A 12831-nucleotide genomic window follows, 5' to 3' on the forward strand; every position below is an offset into this window, starting at 1 on the left:
AACTCTTGCCACCTACTCCCCACGGCCGCCCACGGTTGGGTAATTTCCCCGCTCTTTCCGTGTCGGAACCGTCCACGCGGGGCACGTGACGGGACATCGCGGGCGGTGCCAGCGCGTTGACGTCCGCCTGCTTCGAGGGGATACAGGGACAATGACCTTCCATGTCGACTCCGAGGTGGGCAAGCTCTACCAGGTGCTGCTGCACAAGCCCGACCTGGCGCTCAAGCGGCTCACCCCGACCAACAAGGACGCGTTCCTCTTCGACGACGTGCTGTGGGTGCAGCGCGCGATGGAGGAGCACGAGGAGTTCCAGCAGGTGCTGCGGGATCGCGGCGTCAAGGTCCACATGCTGGCGGACCTGCTTCAGGAGACGGTCGAGATCCCCGAGGCGCGTAAGCACATCCTCGACGGGATCCTCGACGAGCGCTTCATGGGCCCCCTGGCCGTCGACGACATCCGCAACACCCTTGACTCCATGGACTCCAAGACCCTGCAGATGTACCTGACGGGGGGCATCACCAAACGCGAGATGGTCGAGGCGGGCTGTGACCCCAAGTCGATGTCCTACCACGCGGCCGGCGACGACGACTTCATCCTGCCGCCGCTGCCGAACCACCTGTTCACCCGCGACACCTCCTGCTGGGTGTACGACGGCGTCTCGATCAACGCGATGAAGAAGAAGGCGCGCATGCGCGAGACGGTGAACATGGAGGCCGTCTACGAGTTCCACCCGACCTTCGCCGACGGGTTCGGCCGGCCGCAGAAGGGCGGCTACAACGTGTGGCTGCCCGGCCAGTCGGTCGCCCCGGCCACGCTGGAGGGCGGCGACGTGCTGATCCTCGGGCGCGGCGTGGTGCTGATCGGGATGAGCGAGCGCACCCAGCCGCAGGCCATCGAGATGCTCGCGCAGCGGCTGTTCCAGGCCGGCTCCGCGCGGAAGATCATCGCGCTGAACATGCCGAAGGCCCGCGCGTTCATGCACCTCGACACCGTGATGACGATGGTGGACGTCGGCGTGTTCACCAAGTACGCGGGGCTGGGCATGCTGCCCTCGTACACGATCGAGCCGGGCGACACCGAAAAAGAGCTCAAGGTCACCGACCACCCGCCGGAGGACATGCACCGGGCCATGGCGCGGGCCCTGGACCTGGACGACATCAAGGTCCTCATCCCGACGCAGGACGTCTACGCCGCCGAACGGGAGCAGTGGGACGACGGCTGCAACGCGCTGGCCATCGAACCGGGCGTCGTCATCGCCTACGAGCGCAACACCACGACCAACAACTTCCTGCGCGGCCACGGCATCGAGGTCATCACCATCCGGGGCAGCGAGCTCGGCAGAGGACGCGGCGGGCCGCGCTGCATGAGCTGCCCACTCGAGCGGGACGGCTTCTGATCGATGAGGGTCATCGTCGCCCTGGGGGGCAACGCGGTGCTCCGGCGCAGCCAGCGGGCGGACGTGGAGCCGCAGATCGCCAACGTCGCCAACGCGGCCAAGACGCTGGCCAAGCTCGCGGAGAAGCACGAGCTGATCATCACCCACGGGAACGGGCCGCAGGTGGGCCTGCTGGCGCTGGAGAGCGCCAACGACCCCCGCCTGACCAAGCCCTACCCGTTCGACACGCTCGGCGCCGAGACGCAGGGCATGATCGGCTACTGGATGCTGCAGGCCCTGCAGAACGCGCTGCCCGGGCGGCAGGTCCTGGCCATGGTGACGCAAACGCTCGTGTCGGCGGTCGATCCGGCCTTCGACAACCCGACCAAGTTCGTCGGTCCCGTCTACGACCAGGACGAGGCCACGAAGCTGGCCAAGGAGTACGGCTGGACGGTCGCCGCCGACGGCCACGACTGGCGGCGCGTCGTCCCCTCCCCCACCCCGCAACGCGTGGTGGAGACGCGGCTGATCAGCAAGATGGTCCGCGAGGGGGTCGTGGTGATCTGCGCGGGCGGGGGCGGCATCCCGGTCATCCGCGACGAGCACGGCCGCCTGTCCGGTGTCGAGGCGGTCATCGACAAGGACTCCACGGCGTCGATGCTGGCCGAGGCGCTCGAATGCGACGCCTTCCTCATCCTGACCGACGTGCCGCGCGTACTGAAGGACTTCGGCACGCCGCACCAGAGCGAACTCGCGAACACCACCCCGCACGAACTACGCGCCCTCGACTTCCCGGCGGGCTCCATGGGGCCGAAAGTGGAAGCGGTCTGCCGTTTCGTGGAGACCACCGGCGACATGGCGGCCATCGGCGAGCTCGGGCAGGCGGAGCAGATCCTGGAAGGCACCGCCGGCACGATCGTCACGCCGAATGCCCGCTGGCCGCTGACCAGCACGCTCTAGGGCTCTAGGAGGTTTCGATGGCACTCGCCCAACGGCTCTTCCGCATCAAGCCCACCGACCAGATCGTGGCCGAGGGCGGCCACGGCGAGGGCGGTGAGCTGCGCCGAACGATGTCGCTGTGGCAGCTCACGCTGTTCAGCGTCGGCGCCACGCTCGGCACCGGCATCTTCGTCATCCTCGGCCAGGCCGTGCCGAAGGCGGGTCCCGCCGTCGTGCTGGCCTTCGTGCTGGCCGCGATCACGGCGCTGTTCTCCGCGCTGTCGTACGCGGAGCTGGCCGGCACGATCCCGGTGTCCGGCTCGTCCTACTCCTACGCGTACGCGACGCTGGGCGAGATCGTCGCCTGGATCTGCGGCTGGTGCCTCATGCTGGAGTACGCGGTGTCGGTCGCGGCGGTGTCGGTCGGCTGGGGCGAATACCTCAACTCCTTCCTGAAAAGCCTGTTCGGCTGGGAGCTGCCCGCGTCGATCACCCGCTCCCCCGGCCAGGACGGCGGCGTGATCAACGTCACCGCGATCCTCATCGTGCTGCTGGCCACCTGGCTGCTGCTGCGCGGGGCGTCGGAGAGCGCCACGGCCAACGCCGTGTTCGTGCTCATCAAGGTCGCCGTGCTGGTCTTCTTCTGCGTGGTGGCCTTCACCGCGTTCAGGGCCGGGCACTTCTCGCCGTTCGCGCCCATGGGCGTGGCGGGCGTCACGGCCGCCGCCTCGCAGGTGTTCTTCTCCTACATCGGCTTCGACGCGGCCTCCACCGCCGGCGAGGAGGCCAAGAACCCCAAGCGCGACCTGCCCCTGGCGATCATCCTGTCGCTGGCCATCGTCACGGTCGTCTACGTCCTGGTGGCCGTGGCCGCGATCGGCGCCATGCCGTGGACCGACTTCGACCCCGAACGCACCGAAGCCAGCCTCTCCTACATCGTCGACCTCGCCACCGGCGCCACCTGGCCGGGCCTGATCGTCTCCTTCGGCGCCGTGGTGGCCATCGCCAGCGTCGTCCTGACCGTCATCTACGGCCAGACCCGCATCCTGTTCGCCATGTCCCGCGACGGGCTCATCCCGCACATCTTCCAGAAGGTGAACCCGCGCCGCCAGGTCCCCGTCGCCAACACGCTCATCGTGGCGGCGTTCATCTCCGTACTGGCCGGGCTGGTGCCGCTGGGCCAGCTCGCCGAGGCCACGAGCATCGGGACGCTGTTCGCCTTCGCCATCGTCAACATCGGTGTGCTCGTGCTCCGCTACCGCAGCCCCGAGCTGCCACGCAGCTTCCGCACGCCGCTCTTCCCCGCCACGCCCATCCTCGGCACGATCTTCTGCGTCATCGTGATGGCCGGTCTGGCGGGCGTCACCTGGCAGGCGTTCGGCCTCTGGATGCTGGCGGGCCTGATCTGTTACTTCCTGTACGGCTATCGCCACTCGCGGTTGAACACCGAGGTGCCCCAATGAAGCTCGAAAGCGTACTGGCCGGATTCATCCCCGAGCCGAGAGGACGTGACGCGCTGGCGCTGGCCATGCTCCTGGCCGGGCAGGTCAAGGGGCAGCTGACGGTGGCGTACGTGCAGCCGCCCGTGTGGACCACCCCGGGGCCCGCGCGCGCCGACCTGACCGAGTGGCGCAAGTATCTGCAGGAACAGGCGGAGGCCACGCTCGGGCAGGCCCGGGCGCTCACCGGCGACAAGGCCGACTACGTCGTCCACACCAACAAAGGCAGCGGGCGCGGGCTGGTGGACCTGGCCCGCAAACGCGCGGCCGACGTCGTCGTGATCGGCTCCGCGCCGGGCGGCGGCAGGGGCCGCATCTCCGTCGGCAGCACCGCCGACCAGTTGCTGCACTCCTCGACGGTGCCGGTCATGCTGGTCCCGCGCGGCTACGCGGACGCGCCGGCCGCGGCCGTCGAGCGGATCACGGTCGCCTACCGCCGTAGCCCCTGCTCCGACGCCGCGGTGCACGAGGCCGCCAAGGCCGCGGTCATCCTCGACGTGCCGCTGCGGCTGGTCACCATGCTGATCCGCGGCGCCCGCCGCGCCAAGATCGAGGAGGACATGCTCACGCGCCTGCGGGACCAGGTGGCGGACGACCTCCAGGCGGCGGCCACCGGGCAGCGGCGGCACATCCGGGCGGAGTTCGAGATCCTGGAGGGCCGCGACGTGGCACAGGCCATGGGCCAGACGTCGTGGTCGCCGGGCGAACTGCTCATCTGCGCCTCCAGCAACGCGGGGCCGTTGCGGCGGGTGTTCCTCGGGGACACGTCGCTCAAAATCGTCCGTGCGGCCACGTGTCCAGTCATGATCCTAACCCGTCAATCCTGACCCCTGCGCCACACCACCGGCCCCACTGACCGTCCCCGCCGGCCCTCTGCGCGCTCTTGGATGGCCCTCGCCAGCCCTTCTCAGTGCCTCTCACCTCGGTCTCCACGCGATCACTGACATGGTTTAGAGGTGATTTCCACCATGCATGTCACCGGACAAACAGTGACGAAGTATTGTTACTCATGGGACAAGAGGGGCTATTAAGTCGTTCCATCCCGGATCGGATTCGGCATCTTTTTTCCAATCAGCTTGACCTTCGGCGTCCGCCCCTTTACCGTCACTGTGCGTAACCACACTGCGCGGCGTTATGGGGTAAACCCAGAGCCATGGCTACCGATGGTGCCTAACAAGGCACACACCCCCCGGTGGCCGGGGCATTCGCCGCAAGGGAGCACAATCTACTGAGAGCGCTACATACGAGAGCCGGGGGGCCACACGATGCCGTCTGAGTACGCAAAGTCGCTGGGTGCACGACTCCGTGCCATCCGCACCCAGCAGGGCCTGTCCCTGCACGGAGTCGAAGAGAAGTCGCGTGGCAGGTGGAAAGCCGTGGTCGTGGGCTCGTACGAGCGTGGCGACCGTGCTGTAACGGTTCAGAAACTTGCCGAGCTTGCCGACTTCTACGGGGTGCCCGTCTCCGAGCTGCTGCCCGGCGGTGCCGCGCCGAGCCCGCTCGGCCCGACACCGAAGCTTGTCATCGACCTGGAACGTCTTGCGACGCTGCCCAAGGAGAAGGCCGGGGCACTCGCCCGCTACGCGGCCACCATCCAGAGCCAGCGTGGCGACTACAACGGGAAGGTCCTGTCGATCCGCCAGGAGGACCTGCGCTCCCTGGCCGTGATCTACGACAAGTCGCCGAGCGAGCTGACGGAGGAGCTCATCAGCTGGGGCGTCCTCGACGCGGAGGCCCGCCGCGCCGTCGAGTCCTTCTGACCGCTCCTGTTTTTCGGGGCGCGCCATGTGACGGGCGCGTCCCGCTTTTCGTCTTAGTGTCTCGCGTACGGCGGCACGGTGAACCTCCGTACGGGAGCACGACGAACCTTCGTGCGGGAGCCTGAGGACGGGCTGTCCGGGCACGCACGGGAACCCGCCACCCGCCGGCCAGGCTGAGGACCCCGGTAGGGCGGTCCTTTCCGCATACCTCCAGGCCCGTGGTCCTGCCGCACCGATCCCTCACGCGGATCCCGCCGCACACCTCCGGCACTCGTAGGCCCTACGCGACCCCATAGGCCCTTCGCGACGCACGCTGCCAAGCGCCGTGCCTGTCGAGACTATTCGCAACCCCCGAAGGCCCTTCGCGATCCCGTAGACCCCTTTCGCGAGTTCACCGCCGCGGGGCCAGCGACACGTCCCCGCACAAGCCCGCCGAACACCCCCTCCGCACACCCACGCCCATCCGGGCGCGTTCACAGCGCGGGCCCATCGGCACCCCCCACCGCCCGCGCCCGCACGCCCACGCCCATCCGGGCACATTCACAGCGCAGGCCCAGCGGCACCTCCGCCGCCCACACGCCGCACTCTCACCCTGCCCGCACGCCCACACACTCAGGCCCGGCCACGCAGGTCCAGCGGAGTCTGGCCGTCCAGGTACCCACCGCGTTCGCCCAGATGGGGCCCGGGAAACGGCGCGTTCGCCTAGCGATATCGAACGCCAGTTCGTATAATGGACCAATGCATCTCGACATGAAAGGCCTACCAGGGTTGTGGCGGCCGCCGATCGTCGAACATGCCGCGACGACGTTCTCGACCGCCGGCCGCGGCGGCGAGGCGCGTTATCTGCTGGCTTGGGGCGATACGGAAGGAGAGCGGTGGGGATTCCTGCTATGGCCCCCGCAGACGCTGAACACCGACGGCGGCACCGAGCACATGGGCCAGGCCCAGTGGGTGCGCTGGCAGGACATCCGGCCGGTGACCGGCGAGGACTACAGCACCGTCCCGCTGTGCGATCCAATGTGAACCACCTCCTGACGCGCCACTGAGAACGTGCGGGCAGACCGGACGGGGCTCGTACGCCGAGCAGGTCGGGCCCCGCAGAGCGAGCATGTTGAGGCGCGTGGAGCGGATCTGAGCACTCGGGACGAGCAGATCGCGCGGCGACGAAAGGCGGAACACCACTCGCCTTCGTCGCCGCGCGGTTGCGTCCGGCGCGTCCCCGCTGCAAGCCGCCGACATGGTCACACGTCCAGACGGTGCCGGTCGGCTCGGGGGCCGTGTGCCGGTCAGTTCGGGGGCCGTGTGCCGGTCAGCGCGAGGATCGTTCATGCCGTGGTGGGCACGGCGATGTTCTGCTCGTAAGCGGTGCCGCCGGGAAGGCGGAAGGCTTCATCGGGGCCGGGACTTCGCGTGTTTTCGGGGCGGGCCGTCTCGGCGGAGTCAGTCGTGAAAGGCTGTCAGCACCTGGCCTGGCTGTTGAGGAGAGCGACCAGAGGCAGCAGCGGAGTGGCGCTGGCCCAGGCCAGCAGCAGGGCGATCACCGTTGAGAGCTGGACGGCCTGACGTTCCCCTGCCGAGGGACCACATTGGCTTACCGTTCAATTCTGCGGAGATCCTCCTCGACCCCCTGTCCGCCCAAGTCCGTGGCGTTCGATCGCCTGCATGCGGCGTCTTCGGGCATGCTTCAGGCGTCGCGCTCCGCTTCCACCGGCTTGGCGGGGTCGTCCTTGGTCGGGATGGTCTGCTGGCCCTCGCCTGGGTCGGTGTGTTCGCTCGTGTTCGCGTTGTCCGGCTGCCCACTCGCCGCCGACGTCGGCGGCGCGAGCGGTGTGGTCAGCCGGCCAGGGGGACCTCGACCGGGAGTTGGGGTTGAGCGGGGACGCCCAGGATCTCCTGGACTACGGCGACGAAGGTGTCGGCCTCGGCCAGGAGCTCGTCCGCGTCGGCCGCGCTGACGCCACGGACCATGCCGGCCTCGGCGGCGGCGCGCTTGGCCGCGCTCACCGAGAAGTAGGCGGCCCATTCCGCGAGCTTGGGCTCCGCCTCCGGGAGCAGCTCCCAGGCGCTGCGCAGGCGGCGCCTGCGGCCTTCCATGGGGCGTGGGCGGGCGGCCAGGATCGCCGCCGCCGCTCGTAGGGCTGCCAGGTGCGCTGCCACGTATCGGGATGCCGGGGTGCGAGCGGCTGTCGCCTCCGCCAGGCAGGAATGTGAATCCGTCAGGTGCGCCCTAACTGCGGGCGACAGCCGGGGCCCCTGCGTATCGCTGAGCCTTGGTGCCATCTTGCGCGCCTCCTTGGAGTCATGGCGGCTCCCGGCGTCTCCGCCGGTGAAGCCAGGTTCGCAGACTCCACCGACAATTCCGCCGGGCTGGCCGGACGAGGAGCTTCCCCGCACCCCGTCCGGCCAGGACGCGCCCACTCGTCTCCGCCGACGACGAGGACACGCCCTTCGCCCTGGAGCCTGATCGCGGGTCTCGCTTGGGGGAAGCGAACGGCCCGCGACCAGGTCCTACGACGTGAGCCGCGAGCCTCACGTCACTAGGTCGAACATAATTTCGATCACGCTCGGTGTCAACCTGTTCTACGAACATAGATTCGATCAGCGTGGGAGAGGTGGACGACACACCCATTGACGTGCGGCGGGACGAGATTGGGGACCAAGGTTGAGGGACCAAGGTTGAGGGACGGGCAAAGGCGTGCAGAGGACATGCGAGAGGCATGCGAACGCGCAAGGGCCGGTCCGCGACCAACTGGTCGGCGCCTCAGCAGGTCCGCGAAACTGACGCATCCGCGCCGGGCGTCCGCAACCGAGGCCCGATAGCCAGGTGTCCGCAACCGAGGCCCGATGGATGGTCGGCCGATAGGCGGTCGGCCCAGTAGAGGGTCAGCCCGATGGACGCGCGTCCCAGAAGACGGTCGCGGCGACGGCGGGGAAGGTTCGGGCTGGGCGAGCCGTAAGACGGCCGGCCAGACCGGTACGACAGAAGGCACCCGCCGTCGACGCGAAGGACCCAGCAAATCGAAATCAGACCACCGAGATGGCGCCTGACGGGCACAGCGTCACGGCGCGGCGGACGGCTTCTTCCAGTTCGGCCGGTGGGGTGGAGTCAAGGACCACCACGGTCCCCTCCTCCTCGCTCTGGTCGAATATCGCCGGCACCGTCAGCGCGCACATGCCCGCACCGATGCACACCGTCGTGTCTGCCTTGATCTCCATCATTGACCTACCAGGTGACAGGGAGGCGGTGCACACCATAGATGCTCATGTCCGAGCGCATCGGCACCTCCTCCGGTGATATGGCCAAGCGTAGGCCGGGGAAGCGCCGCAGGAGCGCCGGGTAGGCGATGCGCATCTCGGCCCGGGCCAGTTGCTGGCCGAGGCACTGGTGGATGCCGTGGCCGAACGTGAGGTGGCCCGTGGCGGGCCGGGTCAGGTCGAGGGCGTCGCCGTCCGGGAAGCGGGAGGAGTCGCGGTTGGCCACCGGGAGGTGGATCGTGACCGAGTCGCCGGCCTTGATGAGCCGGCCCTCGATCTCGACGTCCTCCAGCGCGCTCCTGACCGGACCGAGGTGGATGATCGTGAGGTAGCGCAGGAGCTCTTCGACACCGTTCTCGACCGCGGACGGGTCATCGCGCATGAGGGCGAGCTGGGCGGGGTTGGTGAGCAGCGCGTACGTGCCGAGGCCGAGCATGTTCGCGGTCGTCTCGTGGCCGGCCACCAGCAGCAGGAACGCGACGCCCGTGAGCTCCTCGTCGTTCAGTTCGCCGTTCTCGATGAGCCCGCTGAGCAGGTCGTCCTCCGGCTGCGCGCGCTTGCGCTGGATCAGCCCGTACAGGTACGCGGAGATGCGCGTCACCGCGGCCACGGCGTCCTCGGCCTTGATCTCCAGGTTGACGAGCACCTTGGTGTCTTCCTGGAACTGCGCCCGGTCCTCGTACGGCACCCCCAGCAGCTCGCAGATCACCAGCGACGGGATCGGCAGCGCGAACTCCTGCACCAGGTCCACCGGCTTGGCCGCGGCCTCCATGGCGTCCAGGCAGGCGTCGGTGATCTCGGCGATCCTCGGCTCCAGCTCCTTCATCCTGCGCACGGTGAACTGGCCGGTGAGGAGCTTGCGGTAGCGGGTGTGCTCGGGGGCGTCCATGCGCAGGAAGAACCCGGGCGGCACCCGGAAACCCTGTTCCTTCGCGAGCTGCAGCCGGGCCGGGATCGGCGGGTGGATGAGCTCGGGGCGGTTGCTGAAGCGCGCGTCGGCGAGCACGGCGCGGGCGGCGGAGTAGCCGGTCACGATCCAGCCGAGGTGCCCGTCGGCGTAGGTCATGCGGTGGATCGGCGTTTGTTCTCGCAGCTCGGCGATTTCGTCAGGTGGATCGAAGGGGCGCTGGCGGGTGGTGGTGAGGGTCAGATCCGACATGGTGCGACTCCTTTCGCTTGGTCAACTCCACCAGAAAACCTCATTCGCTGCAAAACTTCAATGGATGAAAATCCCTAAGTTTGGCGGTACAGTTCCCGGCATGGTGGGACTACGAGAGCGCAAGAAGCAGCGCACACGCCGGGCGCTGATCGAGGCCGCGCTCCGGCTGTTCGACGAGAAAGGCTTCGAGGAGACCACGCTGGCCGAGATCGCGGCCGAGGCCGAGGTGTCGACGCGGACGTTCTTCAGCTACTTCGCCAGTAAGGAGGACGTGCTGTTCTTCGACAGCGCGGCGCGCGTGTCGCTGGCCGTGGAGATGATCTCGTCCAGAACGCCCGGCGAGCACGTGGCCGACCTGCTGCTGCGGCTCATACGGACGAGCCTGCGGTGGGCGAGCGACGACGACTTCCGAGTGATGGACGCGCCCCTGCGGATGCGGCTCATCATGACCGTCCCCTCCTTGCAGGCACGGGCGCTGCATCTGCTGTTCGACAGCCAGCTCCAGCTGACGCGAGCGCTGGAGGACGCCTTTCCCGACGAGCTCGACCACGTGGACGCGGCGGCGGCCGTGGGCGCGCTGATCGGCGCCACCAAGCTCGCGGTCATCTCCACCATCAACCGGGGCGGGTCGATGGAGCAGGCGGAGGAGTCGGCCATGCGCGCCGCCCAGATCGCCCTGCGCGGCCTTTCATCAATCGGATAAGCCCCCGTCGCCAATTGGATAAGTCGGATACCACCAGGGCCGACTAAACCGAGCGCAGGCGGATCAGTGCGCTGGCGTAGTCGCCCGGAGGCAGGTCCGGTCGCAGGCCCGCCGACATCAGCAAGGCTCCGTGATGCAGCTGCCCGGTGTCCTCGTCCAGGTAGCGGCCCAGCGGGTCGAGCCCGGCCAGGCGGAGCGGCACGAGCGGCGTCCCGTGCGCGACGGGCCCCCGCCAGGCGAGTACGACCGTCCGGTCGCCGTAGGTGTACTGCACGCCGTACTCGAGCCTGTCCTGCCGCCCGAGCTGGACGACGGGCCTGATGTCCTTGTAGACGGCGACCAGCGCGGCGGCCTCGGCCAGCTCGGCCGGGCTCCACTTCAGCAGGTCGCCGCCGAGGCCGAGCGCGCCGGCCATGGCGACGTGGAAGCGGAAGCTGAGCGGGGTGAGGCGGCGGGTGAGCGGGTTCGGGCTGTCGGTGACCCAGGCGGCCATCACGCGGGCCGGGTAGATCTGGCTGAAGCCGTGCTGGATGGCGATGCGGTCGTGGGCGTCGGTGTTGTCGGAGGTCCACACCTGGTCGGTGCGGGCCAGGATGCCCAGGTCGGTACGGCCGCCGCCACCCGCGCACGCCTCGATGCGCAGGTGCGGATGGTCGGCGCGCAGGCGATCCATGATCGAGTAGACGGCTCGCACGTGGTCGATCCAGAGCCGGTCCTGGTCGGCGACGCCGGGCCAGCCCGCCTCGGTGAAGGCCCGGTTGAAGTCCCATTTCAGGAAGTCCACGCCGTGTTCGCCGACCAGCCGGTGCAGCCACTTGTGCGCCCAGTCCGCGACGTCGGGCCGGGCGAAGTTGAGGACGAGCTGATTGCGCAGCAACGTACGCGGGCGGCCGGGCATGTGCAGCACCCAGTCGGGGTGGGCGCGGTAGAGGTCGCTGTCGGGATTGACCATCTCGGGCTCGACCCAGAGGCCGAACCGCATGCCCAGCCCGTGTACCTCGTCGATCAGCGGAGCCAGCCCGGAGGGGAAGCGGTCCGGGTTCGGCCACCAGTCGCCGAGCCCGGCGCTGTCGCCGGTGCGCCCGCCGAACCAGGCATCGTCCATGACGAACAGCTCCACCCCGGCGCGGGCGGCGAGCGCGGCCAGCTCCTTCTGGTTCGACTCGGCCACCTCGAACCCGACGGCCTCCCAGGCGTTGTAGACCACCGGGCGCAGCTCGTCCGGCTCGGGCAGCACGTACCCGGTGACGTGCTCGTGCCAGCGGCGGCTGGCCCCGCCGAACCCGTCGGGCGCGTACACGCCGGCGAACACCGGCGTCACCCACTCCTCCCCCGGCTCCAGCCGCCAGGTGAGGCCCTCGTGGCCGAACCCGCCCGTCCACCCCGCGCTCCCCGAGGGGTCGCGGGTGACCGTGATGCGCCAGCTGCCGCTCCAGGCCAGCGCGCAGCTCCACACCTCGCCGTGGCGCTCGCCCGCGTCGCCGCCGTCGACGGTGAGCCACGGGTTGGCGTGGTGGCTGCTCAGCCCCCGCCTGCTGGTCAGCGTCGTCTCGCCCACGGTGAGGTCGGTACGGCGCAGCCCGTGCTCGGCGCTCCACCCGCCGACGGCGTGGCTGAGCCGGTACCCGGAAAGCCGCGGAACGCTCCACGCGGCCGAGTCGCACCGCAGGATCGTCACGGGCACCTCGGAGCGCAGCGCGGTCCACCGTTCCACGACGTCGCCGCGCACCCGGTAGTGCAGGTCCACCTCGAACGGCTGGACGGCGTCCCGGAAGTGGACCGTCAGGTGTCCCCTGTCGATCGTGTGGCCGAGATGGCGCCAGTCGACGCCCCGGGCCCCGTCGGGGAAGGCGATCTGCAGCGACGGAGTGCCGAAGCGCGCGCCCGCCTCGGTGCCGAGCTCCTCGGCCGGTCCTGCGCCGTCGAAACTGCTCGCGGCGGGTGCCGCCGGGCGGGGCAGCGACGCCGCCTGCTCCTGGGTCAGAAGGGGTCCCCAGTGCAGGTGGACGGGGGTATCGTCGGCGTCGAGCCCGAGGACGTAGCTGGCGGTTGAGGTGGGCAGCAGATACGTACGGCTGGCCGCGTCGAAGGTCACCGAAGGCATGTCCCGGAGCCTAGATCGATGGGCCCTTCGAATCAAT

The 12831-nt window shown here is 69.1% G+C and carries 11 protein-coding genes; 7 read left to right on the plus strand and 4 right to left on the minus strand.

Annotation, left to right across the window (positions count from 1 at the left end; translation table 11 throughout):
• Positions 1–151: 151 nt before the first annotated feature.
• The 6 genes from ACIBO2_RS07515 (at position 152) to ACIBO2_RS07540 (ending at position 6596) form a co-directional block, all read left to right on the plus strand.
• Positions 152–1396, plus strand: coding sequence for an arginine deiminase (locus tag ACIBO2_RS07515; RefSeq protein WP_358538356.1), 1245 nt, complete (start codon positions 152–154; stop codon positions 1394–1396).
• Between the two features lie 3 nt (positions 1397–1399).
• The gene (gene arcC / locus ACIBO2_RS07520; protein ID WP_358538359.1) at positions 1400–2335 is read left to right on the plus strand and encodes a carbamate kinase; all 936 of its coding nucleotides are present in this window, start codon (positions 1400–1402) and stop codon (positions 2333–2335) included.
• A 17-nt stretch (positions 2336–2352) separates the two neighbouring features.
• A complete protein-coding gene (locus tag ACIBO2_RS07525) occupies positions 2353–3777 on the plus strand; it encodes an amino acid permease (protein WP_358538362.1) in 1425 nt (474 codons plus the stop codon).
• Positions 3774–4640 (plus strand): universal stress protein, encoded by an 867-nt coding sequence (locus ACIBO2_RS07530; protein WP_358538364.1) that lies wholly within the window; start codon positions 3774–3776, stop codon positions 4638–4640. The genes ACIBO2_RS07525 and ACIBO2_RS07530 overlap by 4 nt, the downstream gene beginning before the upstream one ends.
• 438 nt (positions 4641–5078) lie before the next feature.
• Positions 5079–5573: a transcriptional regulator gene (locus ACIBO2_RS07535; protein WP_026214021.1), complete on the plus strand. Its 495-nt coding sequence runs from the start codon at positions 5079–5081 to the stop codon at positions 5571–5573.
• 738 nt (positions 5574–6311) lie between these two features.
• Complete coding sequence (locus ACIBO2_RS07540; RefSeq protein ID WP_358538367.1) at positions 6312–6596, plus strand: hypothetical protein; 285 nt, start codon at positions 6312–6314, stop codon at positions 6594–6596.
• An 810-nt stretch (positions 6597–7406) separates the two neighbouring features.
• On the opposite strand, the gene ACIBO2_RS07545 is transcribed toward ACIBO2_RS07540, so the two are convergent.
• The 3 genes from ACIBO2_RS07545 to ACIBO2_RS07555 form a co-directional block, all read right to left on the minus strand.
• Complete coding sequence (locus ACIBO2_RS07545; protein WP_358538370.1) at positions 7407–7853, minus strand: SAV_6107 family HEPN domain-containing protein; 447 nt, start codon at positions 7851–7853, stop codon at positions 7407–7409.
• Between the two features lie 744 nt (positions 7854–8597).
• Positions 8598–8792, minus strand: coding sequence for a ferredoxin (locus ACIBO2_RS07550; RefSeq protein WP_393472053.1), 195 nt, complete (start codon positions 8790–8792; stop codon positions 8598–8600).
• 4 nt (positions 8793–8796) lie between these two features.
• On the minus strand, positions 8797–9987 hold the full coding sequence (locus ACIBO2_RS07555) for a cytochrome P450 (protein ID WP_358538373.1): 1191 nt from the start codon (positions 9985–9987) through the stop codon (positions 8797–8799).
• A 100-nt stretch (positions 9988–10087) separates the two neighbouring features.
• Here ACIBO2_RS07555 and ACIBO2_RS07560 point away from each other — a divergent pair, with 100 nt between their 5' ends.
• Entirely contained in the window at positions 10088–10690 is a 603-nt protein-coding gene (locus ACIBO2_RS07560; RefSeq protein WP_397295872.1) for a TetR/AcrR family transcriptional regulator, read from the plus strand.
• Between the two features lie 43 nt (positions 10691–10733).
• Here the strand turns inward: ACIBO2_RS07560 and ACIBO2_RS07565 are convergent, their stop codons facing one another.
• On the minus strand, positions 10734–12794 hold the full coding sequence (locus ACIBO2_RS07565; RefSeq protein WP_397295874.1) for an alpha-galactosidase: 2061 nt from the start codon (positions 12792–12794) through the stop codon (positions 10734–10736).
• Between the last annotated feature and the right edge of the window lie 37 nt (positions 12795–12831).

Source organism: Nonomuraea sp. NPDC050022 (genome assembly GCF_044460705.1).
GTDB lineage: Bacteria > Actinomycetota > Actinomycetes > Streptosporangiales > Streptosporangiaceae > Nonomuraea.

What these genes read in the sequence shown, in the direction of transcription:
- ACIBO2_RS07515 (WP_358538356.1), top strand. Translation starts at nt 152, where the DNA reads ATGACCTTCCATGTCGACTCCGAGGTGGGCAAGCTCTACCAGGTGCTG.
- arcC (WP_358538359.1), top strand. Translation starts at nt 1,400, where the DNA reads ATGAGGGTCATCGTCGCCCTGGGGGGCAACGCGGTGCTCCGGCGCAGC.
- ACIBO2_RS07525 (WP_358538362.1), top strand. Translation starts at nt 2,353, where the DNA reads ATGGCACTCGCCCAACGGCTCTTCCGCATCAAGCCCACCGACCAGATC.
- ACIBO2_RS07530 (WP_358538364.1), top strand. Translation starts at nt 3,774, where the DNA reads ATGAAGCTCGAAAGCGTACTGGCCGGATTCATCCCCGAGCCGAGAGGA.
- ACIBO2_RS07535 (WP_026214021.1), top strand. Translation starts at nt 5,079, where the DNA reads ATGCCGTCTGAGTACGCAAAGTCGCTGGGTGCACGACTCCGTGCCATC.
- ACIBO2_RS07540 (WP_358538367.1), top strand. Translation starts at nt 6,312, where the DNA reads ATGCATCTCGACATGAAAGGCCTACCAGGGTTGTGGCGGCCGCCGATC.
- ACIBO2_RS07545 (WP_358538370.1), bottom strand. Translation starts at nt 7,853, where the DNA reads ATGGCACCAAGGCTCAGCGATACGCAGGGGCCCCGGCTGTCGCCCGCA.
- ACIBO2_RS07550 (WP_393472053.1), bottom strand. Translation starts at nt 8,792, where the DNA reads ATGATGGAGATCAAGGCAGACACGACGGTGTGCATCGGTGCGGGCATG.
- ACIBO2_RS07555 (WP_358538373.1), bottom strand. Translation starts at nt 9,987, where the DNA reads ATGTCGGATCTGACCCTCACCACCACCCGCCAGCGCCCCTTCGATCCA.
- ACIBO2_RS07560 (WP_397295872.1), top strand. Translation starts at nt 10,088, where the DNA reads ATGGTGGGACTACGAGAGCGCAAGAAGCAGCGCACACGCCGGGCGCTG.
- ACIBO2_RS07565 (WP_397295874.1), bottom strand. Translation starts at nt 12,794, where the DNA reads ATGCCTTCGGTGACCTTCGACGCGGCCAGCCGTACGTATCTGCTGCCC.